This is a genomic window from Paenibacillus sp. oral taxon 786 str. D14, from assembly GCF_000159955.1.
GTDB classification, from domain to species: domain Bacteria; phylum Bacillota; class Bacilli; order Paenibacillales; family Paenibacillaceae; genus Fontibacillus; species Fontibacillus phoenicis.
Window position 1 is genome coordinate 346,862 of the sequence record NZ_GG695973.1, and the last position, 18,386, is coordinate 365,247.

The 18,386-nt window shown below is 53.7% G+C and carries 16 protein-coding genes and 1 pseudogene; 2 read left to right on the forward strand and 15 right to left on the reverse strand.

The features are described 5' to 3' along the window. Positions 1-51: 51 nt before the first annotated feature. The 14 genes and pseudogenes from POTG_RS08280 to cymR all read right to left on the reverse strand — a co-directional run bounded on the left by POTG_RS08280 (position 52) and on the right by cymR (position 14,487). Entirely contained in the window at positions 52-351 is a 300-nt protein-coding gene (locus POTG_RS08280) for a DUF1292 domain-containing protein (protein WP_036644712.1), read from the reverse strand. Then, positions 344-661, reverse strand: a complete 318-nt coding sequence (locus POTG_RS08285; RefSeq protein WP_009224380.1) for a DUF1292 domain-containing protein — start codon at positions 659-661, stop codon at positions 344-346. The genes POTG_RS08280 and POTG_RS08285 overlap by 8 nt, the downstream gene beginning before the upstream one ends. 12 nt (positions 662-673) lie before the next feature. Beyond that, the gene (gene ruvX, locus POTG_RS08290; protein ID WP_009224381.1) at positions 674-1,090 is read right to left on the reverse strand and encodes a Holliday junction resolvase RuvX; all 417 of its coding nucleotides are present in this window, start codon (positions 1,088-1,090) and stop codon (positions 674-676) included. Positions 1,091-1,149: 59 nt separating this feature from the next. Further along, entirely contained in the window at positions 1,150-1,410 is a 261-nt protein-coding gene (locus tag POTG_RS08295) for an IreB family regulatory phosphoprotein (RefSeq protein WP_016311191.1), read from the reverse strand. Between the two features lie 134 nt (positions 1,411-1,544). Beyond that, positions 1,545-4,169: an alanine--tRNA ligase gene (gene alaS, locus POTG_RS08300; protein ID WP_009224383.1), complete on the reverse strand. Its 2,625-nt coding sequence runs from the start codon at positions 4,167-4,169 to the stop codon at positions 1,545-1,547. A gap of 397 nt (positions 4,170-4,566) precedes the next feature. Then, positions 4,567-5,633 (reverse strand): annotated as a pseudogene (locus POTG_RS08305) (AI-2E family transporter). Between the two features lie 795 nt (positions 5,634-6,428). Next, positions 6,429-7,583 (reverse strand): mannitol-1-phosphate 5-dehydrogenase, encoded by a 1,155-nt coding sequence (locus POTG_RS08310; protein ID WP_009224386.1) that lies wholly within the window; start codon positions 7,581-7,583, stop codon positions 6,429-6,431. After that, complete coding sequence (locus tag POTG_RS08315; RefSeq protein ID WP_009224387.1) at positions 7,580-8,017, reverse strand: PTS sugar transporter subunit IIA; 438 nt, start codon at positions 8,015-8,017, stop codon at positions 7,580-7,582. Before POTG_RS08315 ends, POTG_RS08310 begins: the two co-directional genes overlap by 4 nt. Positions 8,018-8,060: 43 nt before the next feature. Then, positions 8,061-10,184 carry a BglG family transcription antiterminator gene (locus POTG_RS08320; RefSeq protein ID WP_009224388.1) on the reverse strand — a complete coding sequence of 708 codons (2,124 nt, stop codon included), beginning with the start codon at positions 10,182-10,184 and terminating at the stop codon, positions 8,061-8,063. A gap of 79 nt (positions 10,185-10,263) precedes the next feature. Then, a complete protein-coding gene (locus tag POTG_RS08325; RefSeq protein WP_009224389.1) occupies positions 10,264-11,703 on the reverse strand; it encodes a PTS mannitol transporter subunit IICB in 1,440 nt (479 codons plus the stop codon). A 244-nt stretch (positions 11,704-11,947) separates the two neighbouring features. Continuing rightward, positions 11,948-12,157: a hypothetical protein gene (locus tag POTG_RS08330; protein ID WP_026263546.1), complete on the reverse strand. Its 210-nt coding sequence runs from the start codon at positions 12,155-12,157 to the stop codon at positions 11,948-11,950. 33 nt (positions 12,158-12,190) lie between these two features. Beyond that, positions 12,191-12,694: a PRC-barrel domain-containing protein gene (locus POTG_RS08335; protein ID WP_009224391.1), complete on the reverse strand. Its 504-nt coding sequence runs from the start codon at positions 12,692-12,694 to the stop codon at positions 12,191-12,193. 97 nt (positions 12,695-12,791) lie between these two features. Further along, a complete protein-coding gene (locus POTG_RS08340) occupies positions 12,792-13,943 on the reverse strand; it encodes a cysteine desulfurase family protein (RefSeq protein WP_009224392.1) in 1,152 nt (383 codons plus the stop codon). A 124-nt stretch (positions 13,944-14,067) separates the two neighbouring features. Next, the gene (cymR, locus tag POTG_RS08345; protein WP_036644716.1) at positions 14,068-14,487 is read right to left on the reverse strand and encodes a cysteine metabolism transcriptional regulator CymR; all 420 of its coding nucleotides are present in this window, start codon (positions 14,485-14,487) and stop codon (positions 14,068-14,070) included. A 240-nt stretch (positions 14,488-14,727) separates the two neighbouring features. Here cymR and mnmA point away from each other — a divergent pair, with 240 nt between their 5' ends. Then, positions 14,728-15,861, forward strand: a complete 1,134-nt coding sequence (mnmA, locus tag POTG_RS08350) for a tRNA 2-thiouridine(34) synthase MnmA (RefSeq protein WP_036644718.1) — start codon at positions 14,728-14,730, stop codon at positions 15,859-15,861. A gap of 155 nt (positions 15,862-16,016) precedes the next feature. Here mnmA and POTG_RS08355 read toward each other — a convergent pair whose 3' ends face one another. After that, a complete protein-coding gene (locus tag POTG_RS08355) occupies positions 16,017-17,330 on the reverse strand; it encodes a replication-associated recombination protein A (RefSeq protein ID WP_036644720.1) in 1,314 nt (437 codons plus the stop codon). A gap of 454 nt (positions 17,331-17,784) precedes the next feature. Here POTG_RS08355 and POTG_RS08360 point away from each other — a divergent pair, with 454 nt between their 5' ends. After that, complete coding sequence (locus POTG_RS08360) at positions 17,785-18,087, forward strand: CD3324 family protein (RefSeq protein WP_009224396.1); 303 nt, start codon at positions 17,785-17,787, stop codon at positions 18,085-18,087. Positions 18,088-18,386 lie beyond the last annotated feature (299 nt).

An 18,386-nucleotide genomic window follows, 5' to 3' on the forward strand; every position in this document is an offset into this window, starting at 1 on the left:
ATCTCCCGCTCTTCCCGGACTGATCTATCGTGCTCTTGCAATGCCTTCCCGTTACTCCGGAAAGGTCAATTCATCGTACAGCTCGGATACGTTCTCCCATTCCTCGTCGTCATCAATCGTGACCAGTTCCAGCTTATCGCCGCTCGTCACGATCTTGAAAATCTCCGGCTCTTCATCCTTGGACGCGTCCTCCGGCAATAATACCGCGTAGGCCGCTCCGGCGACGTCAAACTCCTCAACGACTTGATAATAGGAGACATTGCCCGATTCGTCTTCAAGTTCCACGACTGGGCCAAATGTGTCGCGAACCCGCGACGTCATTACTGCTTGGTCTGCTGTAAATTCAGTCATTGCCATCTTCTCCATCAAACTCGTCGATAAGCGTATTAAAGGTCTCCTCAACGATTTCCCATTCTTCGTCGCTTTCGATCGTGTACAGCTTCAGGTCATCGCCGTCTTCCTCGTAACGGAACGCGTATACCTCTTCGCTCTCTTCATCTTCATTCCCATCGGAATCCAAAGGAACGACCATCATATACTTGGCGTCCGAACCGTCGACTTCGAATTTCATAATCACTTCGAACTCTTCTTCATTGCCCTCTTCATCGGGGATATAAATAATTTCCGGTTCTTCTTCATTTCCGATACGATCTTTAGACATACGCGATCACCCTCACTTTATACTCTTAGAGTCCAAATAATTTTGCAAAATCAAGCTGGCGGCCATCTTGTCGACGACACCTTTGCGTTTCTTCCGGCTGACATCCGCATCCAGCAGCGTACGCTGCGCAGAAACGGTGGTCAGCCGTTCATCCCAGAGATGCACGGGCAGATTCAGCTTAGCCCGCAGATCCTCGGCAAACGCCATGCATATTTCTCCACGGGGACCAATCGTACCGTTCATATTCTTGGGCAAACCCACAACGATCTCTTCCACCTCGTGCTGCTTCACAAGCTCGGCGATGCGCTCAAATTCGCTGCCTTCCTTGCGGCGCTCGATGGTTTCGAGCCCTTGGGCGGTCCAACCCAAGCTGTCGCTCACAGCCACTCCGATCCGCCGATCCCCGTAGTCTAGGCCCATGATTTTCATGTATTGCTCCTTTAAATGCGGATCCACCGCTTATCCGTTCTTGAGAAGGTTCGCTGCCATCAACGGTGATTCGCCATGTAAAAGCGCACCAGCTCTTCGATCAGCTCGTCGCGTTCCTTCTTGCGAACCAAACTTCTCGCATTGTTATGACGCGGTATATAGGCCGGATCCCCCGATAACAGATATCCGACGATCTGGTTTACCGGATTATACTCCTTCTCCTGCAAAGCCTGGTAAACCGTAAGAAGAATCTCCTGCGCCGACGCTTCTAGTTCATCGCCCTTGACGTTAAATTTGACGGTTTTATCCATGGAGTCCATGATGACACCTCGCTTCTTCGACATACGCCTTTATGATCGCAGCTGTTTTCCTCTTAGCCTAATCATACTATACCATATCATGGGTTCCATAAGGAAATTTTCAGTGATATGCCCCGTCAAATTTCACCACCTTCTCAGGCTTGGGAAGCAATCCACTCCGCTGCTACTTTTAATGCTTCGTCCAGCTTGCTGGCATCCTTGCCTCCGGCCTGAGCCATATCCGGACGACCGCCGCCTCCGCCGCCGCATACCGCCGCAATTTCCTTGACGAGCTTGCCGGCATGCAATCCGCGAGCCACTTCTTCCTTCGGAACAACGACGACAAAATTTACTTTGTCTTCGTTTGGCGCGCCCAACACCAGCACGGCATCCGGCAATTTCACCTTCAGCTCGTCAGCCAGCGTGCGCAGCGCATCCATACTGCCGGCTTGCACGCGTGCAGCCAACAGCTTGGTTTGGCCAACGCTCACCACTTGGCTCGTCAATTCGCCGGCTTCGATGACGCTCAGCTTGCTTTGCAGCGATTCGTTCTCACGACTCAATTCCTTAAGCTGCTGGAACAATCCCTCAACCCGCTTCGGCACATCGTTTACGTTGGCTTTCAACAGGCCAGCCGCTTGCTTCAGCAGGTCCAGCTGTCCATCCATAAACAGATATGCGCCGCGTCCAGTCACCGCTTCGATCCGGCGTACCCCGGAACCGATGCCGCTTTCGCTGACGATTTTGAACAGGCCGATCTCAGCCGAGTTGTTCACGTGGCAGCCGCCGCAAAGCTCCAAGCTGTAGTCGCCAACCTTGACGACGCGGACGATGTCCCCGTACTTCTCACCGAACAGCGCCATTGCCCCCATCGCTTTCGCTTCATCAATTGGCTTCAGCGAGGTCGTTACAGGCAAGGCATTCCAAATCTGTTCGTTGACGCGGCGTTCGATTTCGGCCAGTTCCTCCGGCGAGATGCTGCCGAGGTGGGAGAAGTCGAAGCGCAAGCGCTGCGGTTCAACGAGGGAGCCGGCCTGGTTCACGTGTTCGCCAAGCGTCTCCTTCAACGCTTTATGCAGCAGATGGGTTGCCGTATGGTTCTTCACCGTATGGCTGCGTTGTTCCCGATCCACGGAAGCGGTAACTTCGGCACCAACCCGCAGTTCGCCGGTCTTCACCGTGACTTGATGGACATGCTGCCCATGAGGGGCTTTAAACAAGCCTTCCACGGTTGCGCTAGCGGAGTCGTTGTGAATCGTCCCCTGGTCGCTGACCTGACCGCCGCTTTCCGCATAGAACGGCGTGGAAGCCAGAATCACTTGACCCGATTGGCCCTCACCAAGCGTATCCACGAAAGCGTCGTCGACCACAATAGCTACAATGCTGGTGGTAACTTCAAGCTCATTATATCCAACGAATTCGGTTTTAGTCGTAAAATCCGCCAAAACGCCGCCCTGCACCATCATGCTGCCGCTTTCGTGACGGGCTGCCCGGGCGCGTTCACGTTGTTCTTCCATCGCTGCTTCAAAGCCTTCGCGATCGACGCTAAGACCATGCTCCGCTGCGAAATCCTCAGTCAAATCCAGCGGGAAGCCGTAGGTGTCGTACAGCTTAAACGCATCGTCCCCGCTGATCTGCGTGCGTCCTTGCGCTTTCGCTTCGGCACTGATATCGGCCAGAATAGCCAAGCCGTCGCTCAACGTTTCATGGAAGCGTTCCTCTTCGGTGCGGATGACTTTCTCAATAAACTCGCGTTTAATAACAACATCCGGATAATAGGTGCCCATAATGTCGCCAACCGTCTCTACCAAGCTGAACATAAACGGTTTGTCCAATCCGATCAGCTTGCCATAACGTACCGCACGGCGCAGCAGGCGGCGAATGACATAGCCGCGGCCTTCGTTCGACGGCAGGACGCCGTCAGCTACCGCAAAGGTCACCGTACGGATATGGTCGGCGATAACCTTAAGTGCGACGTCACTGTCCTCAGCAGCGCCGTAAGTTACCCCAGCCAGGCTTGCCGTTTTTTGGATAATCGGTTGGAACAGGTCGGTGTCGAAGTTGGAGTTCACGTCCTGCAAAATCGACGCAAACCGCTCGAGGCCGGCCCCGGTATCGATGTTTTTATTCGGAAGCGGCGTATAGCTGCCGTCCTTGTTGTGGTTGAATTGTGAGAACACCAGATTCCACACTTCAAGGAACCGTTCATTTTCCCCGCCCGGGTAACATTCCGGATCAGATAGATCGCCGTAAGCTTCGCCGCGGTCGTAGAAAATTTCCGTACAAGGTCCGCAAGGCCCTTCACCGATATCCCAGAAGTTATCCTCCAGCTTAATGATGCGATCTGCAGGGATCCCGATTTTTTCATTCCACAGCTTAAACGCTTCTTCATCCTCAGGATATACGGTGACCGACAGGCGATCCGGATCAAAACCGATCCATTTCTTGTCCGTCAGGAATTCCCAAGCCCAAGTAATCGCTTCTTCTTTAAAATAGTCCCCGATCGAGAAATTGCCCAGCATCTCAAAAAACGTATGGTGCCGGCGCGTCTTCCCGACGTTTTCGATATCATTCGTGCGAATACATTTTTGCGAGTTGGCGAGGCGCGGATTTTCCGGCTTTATCCGCCCGTCGAAATAAGGCTTCAGCGGCGCCATCCCTGCATTGATCCACAAGAGCGAAGGATCGTTATGCGGGACGAGTGAAGCGCTGGGTTCGATTTTATGGCCTTTGCTGGCAAAGAACTCCAGCCATTTGGAACGGATTTCACTTGCTTTCATCGTCTTGACCTCCTAAATGTTCCTCTAAAAATAAAAACGCCCCTGAAAATCAGGGACGATTTGCATCGCGGTACCACCCTGGTTATCGCTTCCGATGCGGCTGGACGGGTTGTCCGCCGGCGTTCTAAAGCGATCGCCTCGTCGGTCCGATAACGGGGACCTGCCGGTGAATTTGTAGCCCACACTCCGAAATTAGCTTTCCGTCCGCGCGAGATTTCAGGTTCTCTCAGCCACCGCCTCGGCCCCCCTTGCGGGACGCCGCCTGCAGCGGAACCCTTCTCTGGCAAATCCGCTTGCCGAACGTACTTGATTTCATCAACGCTTTGAAAATTTTCACATAACATTTTAAGTATATAAGGCGAGGAACGCCGTGTCAATGCAGCTTGTCCACCTTGCGTTACATCGCTTTGCGGCGAACGTAGTAGGCATAGAAATGCTGAATAACTACCTTCACCACGGCAAAAAACGGCACCGCCAAAATCAACCCGGGCACCCCCGCCAACTCCCCGCCAATGAGAAGCGCCAAAATGATCAGCATCGGGTGCATATGTAAGCTACGTCCAACCACCTGCGGGGAAATGACGTTACTTTCGATCGTTTGGCACAGCATGTTGACGAGCAGGACCAGCAGCACCATTTTCCAAGAAATCGTTGTCGCCATAACCAAGGCCGGGGCAGCCCCGAGAAATGGGCCCAGGTAAGGGATGATGTTGCACAGAGCAACCACTCCCGCCAGCAGCAGCGCAAACGGCATGCCGATTAACATATAGCCGATATAGGCGAGCACACCGATAATGACGCACACCAGCAGTTGCCCCCGGACATAGTTACCCAGAGCCATATCGATTTCCTTCAGCAGCGTGATGATCGACTTGCGCCGCGAGCGCGGCAAGTACTGCAGGATCAGCCGCTCGATCAGCTCGATGTCCTTCAGCATGTAGAAGATCAGGAACGGGATAATAAACGCATTAAACACGACGCCGATCGTTGTTCCGATATTGTCCAGGAAGCCGGAGATAGCGCTTGCCAAGCGGTTTTCAAATTGATAAAACCAGTTGTTCATCCCCATGCGGATGCTCCCCGGCAAAATACCGTTGTCCCAACGATTCATCATTTGCTGGGTGTGAAGGGTAAGCTCCGGCAAATGCTCGCCCAGCTCCTCCAGCTGTTCGACGAACATCGGAATCACGTTCATGAGCACCACGCACAAGCCGGTCAGAAACACCGCATAGATCAGCAGCACGGCCATCGTCCGCGGCACCCTCCGCCCGCCAAGCATCCGAACGATCGGATTTAAGACATAAGAAATAATGATGGCGATGACAAACGGAGCGAAAACGGCCTTCAAAAATCGGTAGACGAGCGCAAACATCGGCCGCAGCTGCCACACAAAAACAGGATCACCAGCCCCAACAACAGCCAAACGCCATATTGGAACAGCTTGCTTTGGGTGATCGGTACCAGCGGTTGCTTCTGCTCTTCCCGCTCTTCTTGCTTTTTCGGTTCCTTTTGCGCTTGCTCCTTCTGCTGCTTGTGCGCTTGCTCCTTCTGCTGCTTGTGCGCTTGCTCCTTCTGTTCATTGGGTCCCATCGATGCTACGCCCCTCCCTACTTCACAGCGAATTACTCGTATAGATCAGTATTTGTCTGGGAAGGTAAATTTATGAGAGGGGGCGGCGAAGAGGCGGGGATGTGGGGTACGAGAGCTTGAAAAGAGTTGAAGTTTAGTTTCTCCAGAATCATTTCCCCCTCTGGCCTTTGGTGCTCTTCTTCATCGCTCCCACCAATCCCCGGTTCTTCGCCGCCGGGGGGTGTAGCTGTGGCCCGGCAATCTGCAAGGCATGATTGTCCGGGCATGTAAGTAAGGATTGCGTGGAGCCGCTTGCTCGTAACGGACCTGAGAGACGCTATTAGGTCATTTCCCGTCCATTTCCCGATGTAACGGACCCAGTGGCCCTTAATCAGCTCGAAATGCAGCTAACAGGGGCAACTCCAGTTGAATAAGGTCTTCTCAGTCCGTTAGATTCCCGACTACCGGATCCAGAAGCGAATAAGGTCTCCTGGGTCCGTTAGACCCCCCACGGACATCCACAACCAAAAAGCCCGGATACATCTGGTGTTACCGATGCATCCGGGCTGCTGAAGCGAGCCGGAGAAGAGCTTCAAGCCTCTCATCTCATCCGTGACAAACGGCGGACAAGAGCGGCCCGAGGTCGTTATTCACATGCCCTGAATAAGCTCTTCCCCTGCTTGCCACCGCTTAGCGGCTCTTCAACTCCTCATAATGCGCCAGCACCGCTTGATGGATCGGGTGCTCGGCGTCGAGGCCGGTGTATTTGGCCAGGGTCTGCGAAGCGCCAACTTCTCGCAGCGACGCCTGCAGCTCCGCGGCTTCCGGGTCGTCCGGAACATCGAAACAGAGCGCCATCGCCATCGTCAGCGCCAGGTAGCCGTATCCAAACTCCCGTTCATACGCCTGCGTTGCCGGGGAGACCAGCCGATCGCCGGCGGACAGCTTGCGGATCGGTGAACGGCCGACCCGCGAAACCTCGTCCGTCAGCGCCGGATTGGCGAAGCGCTCCAGAATCGTATCGATATACGCCTGATGCTCGGCTGGCGAAAATCCATGTTTCGCCACAAGCACCGCCCCGGTCTCCGAGAGGACGGCGCGCACATGCTGGGCGACTTTTTGATCATTCATCGCTTCCTGAATCGTGGCATGGCCCTGCAGATATCCCATATAAGCGGCCGAGCAATGGCCGGTATTTACGGTAAACAGCTTGCGTTCGATATAAGGCTCCAACCGGTCAACATAGTGAACGCCTTCGACCCGATGGAAGCCGTCAAACATTTGCGATTGGTCAACCGCCCATTCATAAAAAGGTTCCACCACAACCTGCAGCGGGTCCTCATGCTGTTGCAACGGAACGATCCGGTCGACCGCCGCATCGGGAAACGCTACATGACGGTCCGCCCACTGCCGTGTGGCTTCATCCAACTGGGCATAGACATGCTCCTTGAGCTGGGAGCTGCCGCCGATCGCGTTCTCGCAGGCAATGATATGCAGCGGGGAAGCCGCAGCTTCGTTTTTCCGCAACACCAGCCCTTGGGCGATCGTACCGGCGATATGCTTCAGGATGGTCACACCAACCGCCGTCGTGACCAAATCGGCCTCAGCAATCGTCTGGGCAGCAGCAGCGGGATCACTCATACTGTTAATCGCCGTCACGCCTTTTACGATGACCGTCTCCTGCTGATCGCTCGCCAGGGTAACAGGGTATTCCTTACGCCGTGCCAACTCCGAAACGAGCTTCTCGTTCACATCGACAAAGCATACTTCGTAACCGGAACGGGACAACAGCAAACCGATAAATCCTCTGCCGATATTGCCTGCACCAAAATGGACCGCCTTCATCCTTCCATGCCCCCTTCAAGGATCTCCGCAATTTCTTCTTCCGTTGTGGCATTCATAATTCGTTCCAAATTGGATTCGTCCGTGAACACCATAGCGACATTGGTCAGTACTTCCATGTGATCCCCGCCGGCTGCGGCGATGCCAATCACGATAAAGGCCGGCTCATCCCCGCCGAAATCAACGCCTTCAGGGAAGCGGACAACCGACAGTCCGGTCGAGAAAATCATGCCTTTGGCTTCTTTCGTCCCGTGCGGGATCGCCAAACCTCCGCCCATATAGGTGGAGACGATCTCTTCACGCTCGATCATTTTGTCCACGTATTCTTCCGTCACATGACCCGCGTCAACCAGCAGCTTTCCGGCGAGGCGGATCGCTTCATATTTATCGCTCGCTTTTCCATTTAATATAATTTTCTCTTTAGACAATAATTTCATGATTGTTCTCTCCCTTTCCACGTTATCCTATCTTCTCTTTTGTTTACAAATTCTCAAAATAAACCAACAGCTCGGTCGCCAAAAAATTTCGGATCTCCTGACGTTCTCCGGTTTCCAGCAGCTCCACCAGCTCCGGCTTCAGCAGCAAGGCGCTGATTTCGCTCAGCACTTCCAAGCTCTCGCGCGACAGCTCCCGCGGCGCGAGCATAAATAGCAGCGCACTAACTTCTGTTCCCCCGTCCAACACCACGGGTTCTTCCAGCCGGAACAACGCCAGCGAACGGTAATTCACGAACCGGGTTCGTGTATGGAACAGCGCCAGCGAAGTCCCCGGAATCACCTGACTGGCCATTTTCTCCCGTTCCAGCAAACGGTCGGTTACAGCCTGCACATCGGATACAGTGTGCTTCGTCTGCCACTCCTCCGGCCCAAAGCTTGCGGAACCGGACGGCGGGACGAATAACCGGTTCATTTCCTCCAGCGCCACCGTAACTGTCTCCCGCAGTGAAAATCCCCTGTTATTTAGCACACGCACGTCGAATTGCTCCAGTAGGCTGACAACCTCGTTCAGAGACACCGACAGCGACCGTACCTTGTCAAAAGCCCTTGTTTTTGTGGATTCCGGCTCAGGTGTCATCTTCCGCGATTTTAATACCGTACGCTGGACGTACTCGAGCAGCCGCTCGGTGTCCTCGTCCGTTAACAACGGACTTAGCTTCACGTAACGATCCTCTGGAAGAGGCAAATCAATCGTCGAGATGATTAAGTCGTAATCGGATTCGGGAAGCCGCTTCGCCTCGTACCACGAGACATTGCCCAGCACTTCGATTTGCGGCATTTCTTTGGCAAGCCGCGTGGCCAGCAGCTTGGAGGAGCTTAGCCCGCTCGAGCAGACCAGAATCGCCCGTACGCTGAGGCCAAGCTGGTTCAGACGCTCCATGGAGGCTCCGAAATGCATCACCAGGAAGCCGATCTCTTCGTCCGGGATTTCTAAGCCGGCCACACTTTCGTTCATCGCCTCACGTACGATGCCAAACAATTCATCGTAGTCTTTACGAATGGCGCCCAACAACGGGTTGCGGATGCGGGAGCCTTCGCGGATGCGTTTGAAAGCCGGGCCCATATGCTCTAGCAGACCGCTTCGGAGCAGTCGATCCTCCTGGAACGGAATTCCGGTACGCTTAACGACGTTCTCGGTCAGCCGATACACCGTATCGACCAGCTCCATATCCGCTTGGACGAGCTCGGGTGAAGCTTCTTTGGCCCGGCTGAACAAGCCGTTCATATAAGCGATTTCCTCCGGCGGGAATGTCAGCTCGAGCTTCTCGGCCAAACGAGAAGCGAATCGGGCCGTTTCTGCCTCATCCTGCTCTCCGCCCCCGACGGGAGGTAGCTTGCGGTTCTTGCCTGCGCAACTAACCAGCCTTCCTGCCTTGATCCGATTCACTGAAACGGAGAGACGAATGAGCAGCTGCGTGTAGGCATTTTCGGACAAATGCTCCGTCCAGCTCCAATTCATCGCCCATAGCGTGTTTTCTACCGTCATCAGGTTATCCGTCCCAACGACCTCGAGCAGTCTGGCCGTGGCGGAGGAGACTTGGTTTTCCGGCGAGCCTCCAATCAAGTCGGAGTAATCCAAATGCTCAGCCGCCAGTTGGCATAACGCCGCGCGTTTCTGCTGTTCCTCGCCAAGCAACTCGACGCCGTAGCCGCGGCGGCGAACCAGTTCCAGCCCAAAGCGGCTGAACCAGGGCTCCACCTCGTCCAAATCGCTGCTGATGGTCGCTACCGTCACCTTTAGGCCATGGGCCAGCGTAAATAGCTTACACGGCTCCTGCTCCTCAAGCAAACGGCAGATCAGTAAGAGATGCCGCTCCTCGACGGAATAGTCGCTGGGCTTATCGACCAGCAGCAATCGTTTGGCCTCTTGCAGCTTCTCGCCCTCCTCGCTGCCTTCGGCATTGCTCCAGACAGAGATTCCGGTACCGGATTTACGGTGCAGGACTAAGCCGAAATAGGCTAATATTTTTTCAATCTCGTCCAGTTCCCGGTGAACCGTTCTGACGCTGACGTTGATCTCCGCTGCGATTTCCGCAGCGGTCATCCCGTGCTTGCGTCCGAGGAGGAGAACGAGGATTTGCTTTTGTCGTGCGGTCATTTTCCGCATATCAAGTCTCTCCTAATATAGACGCAAAACACCGGCGAAAATCGCCAGTGTTCTGCCCCCGCATCGTAACTGGCGTTGCTTAGCCTTTCAAACGCTCAACCAGTTCATCGTATTTGGGACTCTTCAGGAAATTATCAATGGAGATATGCTCGGCGTCCGGTTTGTTGGCGATCGCGCGATCCGTCAGCGTTTTTTGCGTAATGACGATGTCGGCGTCGCTTGGAATTTCGCTGACTGCCGAGTTCACGACCGTCACCTTCACGCCGGCGTCCTGCATTTTCTTCCTCAGAACGGATGCACCCATCGCACTGGAACCCATACCAGCGTCGCAAGCGAACACGATTTTGTTCACCGTTTGTTTCTTCACGCCGCCTGCAGCAGCAGGGGCTGCCGCCGTGTTCTTCGTACCTGCAGCTTTCATTTCTTTCACTTTCGCCGAAGCTTCTTCCAAGTCCATTTCTTCATCCGTTTGTTTACCCGTTTTGAGCAGCAGCGACGCAACAAGGAACGAAACGACTGCCGCAACAATGACCCCGCTTAACATTGGGACGTATCCGCCTTTTGGCGTCATCAGGAAGTAAGCAAAAATACTACCCGGAGAAGGAGAACCTACAAGACCTGCACCGGTCAATTGGAACGTAAACGTACCGGCAACGCCGCCAGCCATTGCAGCCAGCACCAGAATCGGTTTCATCAAAATGTACGGGAAGTAAATCTCGTGAATCCCGCCCAGGAAGTGAATCACAACCGCGCCTGGAGCCGATTGTTTCGCCATGCCGCGACCGAAGATCCAGTAAGCCAGCAGGATCCCCAGACCTGGGCCTGGGTTCGATTCGAGCATAAACAGCATCGATTTGCCAACCCGAAGTGCTTCTTCCGCAGCGATTGGCGTAATTACGCCGTGGTTGATTGCATTGTTCAGGAACAATACTTTCCCCGGTTCAATAATAAGGTTGACCAGAGGCAGCAATTTCGCGTCCACCAGGAAGTCAACGCCCGAAGACAACGCTTTGCTGATCGCGGTTACAACCGGTCCAATGCCGGAGTATGATCCCAAAGCCATGAGACCGCCCAGAATCCCGATCGAGAAGTTGTTCACCAGCATTTCAAAGCCGGATTTAATTTTTCCCTCGACCAATTTGTCGAACTGCTTAATGACCCAAGCGGACAATGGACCAACGATCATCGCGCCGAGAAACATCGGGATGTCGCTGCCGATGATAACCCCCATCGTCACAATGGCTGCCGTTACCGCCCCCCGTTTCCCGTGAACCATTTGCCCACCGGTGTAGCCGATGAGGAGCGGCAGCAAATATTTGATCATTGGATCGACCAGTTTGCCGAGATACTCGTTCGGAATCCATCCGGTCGGGATGAATAATGCGGTAATGAGCCCCCATGCGATAAACGCGCCGATATTCGGCATCACCATACCGCTGAGCGCACGACCGAACTGCTGAACCTTTACCCGGGCTCCGCCGGTTCCTGCAGACGGCTGTTTGGTTTGTGCTATAGCCATAAAGAGTAACCCCCTTATAAAGATGCACGGATCATCAACAGTCTTGCTTGTTGGCTTACCGTGTTTCTACCCTCATCCTAATTCAAAGCGCTTTCTAACTCAATCAAATCAAAACACGGTTTCGTCATGATTATTGTTGTCAACATTTGAAGAGTGATTCCTGCCTAAACAAAAAAAAGCCACCCCCTTCGATATAAAAAAGGGGACAGCTTGTGCATCTTCACAGCATAGCAGCAATATATTGTTACGAGGAAGCGTGCATTTGCGGGAAGTCCTGCACCATTTCCTCGCCGAAGAACAGATCATCCAGAGAGCTGAGCGTTCCATCTTCTTCTACTTGATATACGGACATTTTATCGCCGTTTACCGTCAATTCGATAAAGCAACCCCAGCAGTAGAACTGGTGGGAGCCGATTTTCCCAATATCCTTGGAATTGCAATTTGGACATTTCATCATAGAACCATCACCTATCCATCCACAAAAAATTCACGGCTTTTCAAGCAGCTGTTCGCTGCCCAGGGGCACCATGATCGCGTTTTCCCCTCGGGTCATTTCCGGCATAAATGGCAGCAGCTTGCGCCCTTCCATCAGATCGGTGAAAAACCCGTCGCTAATTTCAATTCCAGTAATTGTATTTCCCAATTCGTGTTCAAAATAAACATCCGTTACATGGCCTAGACGTATTCCGTCTTCAGTCAGGACAGGCAGTTCTTTTAATTTTCCATTTCCCGTTAAGAAGGTATTCTGTATATTCTCGGCTTCCCACTTGCGGACAGCCTGTTGATTGCAGATCATCACGGCATCTTCACCGTAAGCCACGATATCCTCCCATCGCACGGCCTTGACGCTGGAATTCCAAAACAATCGATTCTCCAGTTGGATGCCGACGATCGACCAATTGTGGTCCAGGAGGAGGTCAACGACTTTCCCGACCTTCTTGCCACGCTCCACATCATAGACGGTCAGACCGATCATTTCTTGCATTCTCATGTTGAAATGGACACTCCCTGTTTGGGCATCTCATACTAATACCGAAAAAACTAACCTCCCCTCCGCAAAAGCCGATTTGAGCCCAAAAATATGCCCATTATTTTTTTCTACGGAGACGTTCCAGGATGGTTCCAATTTTTTCGGTGATTTCGTAAATTTCTTCCCTAGTATTACCCATTCCGACGCTAAATCGAATCGCAGAACGCAAAAAACTTTCCGGAAGATGCATCGCTTCCAGCACATGGGACGGCTCCAGAGACCCCGAGGTGCATGCGGAGCCGCTGGAGGCAGCGATGCCCTCCATATCCAAATTCATCAGCATCGTCTCCGAATCCACCTCTGGGAAGCTGATGTTGATGATATGCGGCAGCCGATTCGTCGGATGGCCGTTGACATGGAAGGCCTCCCGGGTGATCCGCTGTTCCAGTGCGGACAGCAGCTCCCGGATCAGCTGCTCATCGTGAGCGACGCGCGTCTCCCGCTCCGCCGCAGCCAATTCCACGGCCTTGGCAAAGCCGGCGATGCCGGCCATATTTTCCGTGCCAGCGCGGCGCTTGCGCTCCTGCAGCCCGCCGTGTTGAATCGGCTCCAGCACCAGATCCTTACGTACATACAAAGCCCCGACGCCTTGGGGACCGTTGATTTTATGCGAAGAGAAGCTCATCAAGTCGACCGGCAAATCCCGGCAGGAGATCGACAACGCGCCCAACGCCTGCACGGCATCCACATGAAAAACGATCCCCCGCTCCCTCGCGATCGCGCCGATTTCAGCAATCGGCTGAATCGTTCCCACCTCGTTATTGCCATACATCACGCTGATCAAGATCGTATCGGGCCGGATGGCCTCCCTCACTTGCTCCGGATGCACCTGTCCATAACGATCCACAGGCAAATAGGTCACCTCAAACCCGTCCTTCTCCAAGCGCTCGCAGGAGTGCAGCACCGCATGATGCTCGATGGAGGTCGTAATAATATGACGTCCCTCCGCTTTCCGGGCAAACGCCGTGCCAAACAACGCCAGGTTATCGCTCTCCGTCCCTCCGCCGGTAAACACCAGCTCATCCGGGCGGCAACCGATGCGTGCGGCAACCGTATCCCGCGCCCCGTTCACCAAACGTTTGGCCTCCCGACCGAAATAATGAACGCTGGAGGCGTTGCCAAATTGCTCCCGCATCACCTTCAGCATCGTTTCCGCTACCTCCGGATGGATCGGCGTGGAAGCGGCATGATCTATATAAATATGCTTCATGGCTCTCACCTTGTCCCAAAAACTTTTTGATAAAACGTAAATCACCGCCCCGGAATCGGGACGGCTACCGAATTGTTCGTTGATTGTATCTTATTTCATTGTGGATGGCAAGTCGGTTCGCAGACTAAATGTAGAACATGTAATTTTCTTTGGTTCCATGTTCCTCGTAGTTCACCAGATTCTCCAGCGTCGTCGAATCCAGCACTTCAGCGATGCTGTCGCGGATGCGCAGCCACAAATCCCGTTTGGCCGGATCGTCCTCCTCGGTAAAGTCCACCGGAGAAATCGGCCCTTCCAACACACGAATGATGTCTCCCGCCGTAATTTCACTAGCTTCTTTGGAAAGAATATAACCGCCATAAGCACCGCGCACGCTCTTCACCAGACCGGCATTGCGCAGCGGCGCGATTAATTGCTCCAGGTAATGCTCGGATAATTGGTTTTTCTCGGCGATGCTTTTCAGGGAAGTTGGCCCTTCGCCGTATTTAGCGGCCAGCTCCATCATAATCGTCAATCCGTAGCGTCCTTTTGTCGAAATCTTCAAAGAAGGCACCTCTTTCAATTTTCAAATAAACTTTATATAATTAATCCTTGATCCTTAAAAAACAGTATCAGGCCATTCGCCGCGTTCTTCCGCGACATACGCGCCCAAATCCGGGGATTCCTCCCTATTCCTATCTTTACCCTGTGCTTATCGTAACATATCATATGTGTTTTGGGAAATAAAGCGACAATTGTGGTAAAATAAACGACGAGCGATTCGCCGCTCAAAGGAGTGATAATGATGGCTAAGCCTAACAGCGAAACCCGCGTCGTCGTCGGCATGTCTGGCGGCGTCGATTCCTCGGTGACGGCACTCCTGCTGAAGCAGCAGGGCTACGACGTCATCGGTATATTTATGAAGAACTGGGACGATACCGACGAGTTCGGTTACTGCACAGCCGAAGCGGACGCTGAAGACGTTCGCCGCGTCTGCGAGCAGATCGATATCCCTTACTATACCGTGAACTTCGAGAAGCAATATTACGATAAAGTATTTGCCTATTTCCTCGAAGAATATAAGCGGGGCCGGACGCCTAACCCGGACGTCATGTGTAACCGGGAAATCAAGTTTGGCGAATTCTTGAACAAAGCGCTGGACCTCGGCGCGGATTACGTGGCGACCGGGCACTATGCACGGGTCGTGGAAGAGAACAAGACGTACAAGCTGCTGCGCGGCGTTGACAGCAATAAGGATCAAACGTATTTCCTCAATGCCCTGAATCAGGAGCAGTTGTCCAAAGCGATGTTCCCGATCGGCCACCTGCCGAAGCCGGAGGTAAGACGGATCGCCGAAGAAGCTGGCCTCTATACAGCGAAGAAGAAGGACAGCACCGGCGTCTGCTTTATCGGCGAACGGAATTTCAAGGAGTTTCTGAGCAATTACTTGCCGGCCCAATCCGGCGATATGATCGACATTGTCACCGGCGAGGTCAAGGGCCGCCACGACGGCCTGATGTATTATACGCTGGGACAACGCCAAGGGTTGGGCATCGGCGGCTCCGGCACCGGTGAACCTTGGTTCGTGGCCGACAAGGATCTGGAGCGCAACATTTTGTATGTTGTGCAAGGCGACAAGCACCCGAGCCTGTACTCGACATCGCTGATCGCTTCCGGCGTCAACTGGATCGCCGGCGCTGACAAGATGCCGGAGGGGCCGTACAAATGCACCGCGAAATTCCGGTACCGTCAGCCCGATCAAGGCGTGACGCTGACGAAGCAGCCGGACGGCACTGTGCATGTCGCATTTGATGAGCCGCAAAAAGCGATCACCCCAGGCCAAGCCGTCGTGTTCTACCAAGGCGAAGAATGCCTCGGTGGCGGCACGATCGAAGCCCCGGTGAAGCTGCGGACTGAGATTCCGGCAGTACAAGCTTAAGCAACAAAGCGGGAGCCCCGCGTCAGCGTATGATGTGGGGCTCCCGTTTTTTATGCAGGGCAGGGCTCTTGCAACTTCGCTTGCGAGAGTCTTGCCTTTTGCTTTTTCTCGAAAAATGAACTGTTGTCACCTTACCTCGCCTCGCACTTTCCCTTCTACCTTCCGCTTCTGCGCCGCAGCTCCTGGTTATGCTTGATCTTCGCTTCGTTCCCCTGTTCCGTGGCATGGTAGAACGTCCGGCCGGACAATCGCTTCGGCAGATACTCCTGTTGTACGTAATGCCCAGGGTAATCATGCGGATACTTGTAGCCTTCGTGCCCGAGCTTTGCCGCTCCCTTGTAATGAGTGTCGCGCAAATGAAGCGGCACTTCGGCGGATTTAACCTCTTCAATCGCTGCCATGGCGTTCCCGATCGCTTCTACGACCGCGTTGGATTTTGGACTTTCGACCGCAAACAGGATCGCCTGGACAATGTTCAGCCGCGCTTCTGGCCAGCCATTGTTACGGTAAGCCTCTAAGGCGCTGACCGCCTGCACCATCGCCTGCGGGTTGGCCAGGCCAATATCCTCGCTGCTGGCGGCGATCAGTCGGCGGATAAACGTCATCGGATCCATCCCCAGCTTCTCTACGGCGTACAGGAACCAAAACACCGCCGCATCGCTGGAGCCGCGAATCGATTTATGAAACGCCGACAGCACGTCGTATTGCGTGGACTCGTCCGCTTTGACGAGCGGCCGGCGGATCGATTCCTCCGCCACTTCGAGCGTGATGTGCACCGTCCCGTCCGGTTGCGGGGGCGTAGTCATCGCCGCCAGCTCCAGGGCATTCAGCGCGCGCCGAATGTCGCCGTTCGCCATCGCAGCGATGTGCAGCAGCGCCTCTTCGTCAACCTGTAGCGGCATAAAGCCAAGCCCCTTCTCTTGGTCGGCCAAAGCCCGCCGCATCGCGATCAGCGAGTGCTCCTTCGTCAGCGGCTCCAGCTGGAACAGCGTGGAACGGCTCATAAGAGCGCCGTTAACGTAGTGGAACGGATTTTCCGTCGTCGCACCGATGAAGATGATCGTACCTTTTTCCACCGCCGGCAGTAAAGCATCTTGTCTGGAGCTGTTAAATCGATGGACCTCGTCCAGGAACAGAATCGTTTTCGTGCCGTAAAAAGCTTTGTCGTTCTGCGCTTTTTCAATTACCTCGCGCACATCCTTCACCGACGCATCCACCGCGTTTAGCCGGACGAACTCCGCCTTCGTATGATGGGAGATAATGTGGGCGAGTGTCGTTTTGCCGCAGCCGGGAGGGCCGTACAGTAAAATCGAGGAGACCTGGTCCGCTTCAATCGCCCGCCGTAACAGCTTGCCCGGGCCGACGATATGCTCTTGTCCGATATATTCATCCAGCGAGGTCGGCCGCATCCGGTCGGCCAGCAACCGCCCCGCCGGGCTTTGCTCTTGATTGAAAGAAAACAAATCCACCTTCAAGTCACTTCCTTGATCGTTAGCATGATAAACAGGATACATGGAATGATACCAAATTTATTCTAGCATACCTTACGTAAAAAACACTTATAGTTGTTCTTTCGCTTTTCCTGCGGCAGGAAATATGAGTTAATATAGATGTCGGGCCGACGAATCACGGGAAAGGGGGCTGATCGAAGTGATTTCAGTGAGTGAGGTGGCTGTCGCGTAAGCGGCACCACAATAAAACGGGGGGCTGGGAACAGCCTCCCTTATTTATGTTTGACGATACCTGTGTTAAGATAGATCCAGTTAAAACCAAATTTTGTCTTTATTTAAAGTCAAAAGTCGTTTGCTCTACACCGAGAAGGTTGGATGAAGCGGCTACCAATACTAAATTGAAAGGGGGAAGCGAGCATGTTGACTTATATCGTAACAGCAATCAAGGACGGAGCACGAAATAAGGAGGTACATGATCGTGAATTACAAAAATGGAAAGGATGTTCTTCCCCCTAGGCTGCTGAAGGAGCTCCAAACTTATATTCAGGGCGAGCTGCTATACATTCCCAAGCCGGAACGGTCAAGGGCGTTATGGGGAGAACTGAGCGGTTCCCGCCTCACCATCGCCAAGCGAAACGAAGAGATTTTTCGCTTGTACCGCGCCGGGAGCAAGGTACGGGATTTAGCCGAAAGATTTCACCTCTCCGATGAAAGCATCCGCAAAATCTTAACCAAAATGCGCAGCCTAAGACAACCCGCAACCGTGTCCGAGTAACGGCAACCTGGGAACATCCCATTACAAAATCACATCCATTATCATAAACCATAAGCCAAGACCGGCCGGTCTTGGCTTAATTTATATCGAATCAGGTATAATGGAGTCAGATCCTACTTACAGCCTATTCCAAACTGAGGTGACCCCCTTGACTCAGCAGCAGCAACCTGAGCACGTCTCCACTTCCGCGAAAGCGATAAAAATATGCGCCTATTGCGGCGTAGCCAAACCGCTGGGCGAATTCCTGCGCCGCACCGGCAAGCGCTCCGGCAAAGGCTCGCGCCGGGGCGCTTGCCGCA

Coding starts and splice junctions, on each gene's coding strand:
- alaS (WP_009224383.1), bottom strand. CDS start 4,169: ATGAAAGCAAGTGAAATCCGTTCCAAATGGCTGGAGTTCTTTGCCAGC.
- POTG_RS08320 (WP_009224388.1), bottom strand. CDS start 10,184: ATGCGGAAAATGACCGCACGACAAAAGCAAATCCTCGTTCTCCTCCTC.
- POTG_RS08295 (WP_016311191.1), bottom strand. CDS start 1,410: ATGGACTCCATGGATAAAACCGTCAAATTTAACGTCAAGGGCGATGAA.
- POTG_RS08280 (WP_036644712.1), bottom strand. CDS start 351: ATGACTGAATTTACAGCAGACCAAGCAGTAATGACGTCGCGGGTTCGC.
- POTG_RS08325 (WP_009224389.1), bottom strand. CDS start 11,703: ATGGCTATAGCACAAACCAAACAGCCGTCTGCAGGAACCGGCGGAGCC.
- POTG_RS08340 (WP_009224392.1), bottom strand. CDS start 13,943: ATGAAGCATATTTATATAGATCATGCCGCTTCCACGCCGATCCATCCG.
- POTG_RS08310 (WP_009224386.1), bottom strand. CDS start 7,583: ATGAAGGCGGTCCATTTTGGTGCAGGCAATATCGGCAGAGGATTTATC.
- ruvX (WP_009224381.1), bottom strand. CDS start 1,090: ATGAAAATCATGGGCCTAGACTACGGGGATCGGCGGATCGGAGTGGCT.
- POTG_RS08330 (WP_026263546.1), bottom strand. CDS start 12,157: ATGAAATGTCCAAATTGCAATTCCAAGGATATTGGGAAAATCGGCTCC.
- POTG_RS08315 (WP_009224387.1), bottom strand. CDS start 8,017: ATGAAATTATTGTCTAAAGAGAAAATTATATTAAATGGAAAAGCGAGC.
- POTG_RS08285 (WP_009224380.1), bottom strand. CDS start 661: ATGTCTAAAGATCGTATCGGAAATGAAGAAGAACCGGAAATTATTTAT.
- mnmA (WP_036644718.1), top strand. CDS start 14,728: ATGGCTAAGCCTAACAGCGAAACCCGCGTCGTCGTCGGCATGTCTGGC.
- POTG_RS08335 (WP_009224391.1), bottom strand. CDS start 12,694: ATGAGAATGCAAGAAATGATCGGTCTGACCGTCTATGATGTGGAGCGT.
- POTG_RS08360 (WP_009224396.1), top strand. CDS start 17,785: ATGATCGTGAATTACAAAAATGGAAAGGATGTTCTTCCCCCTAGGCTG.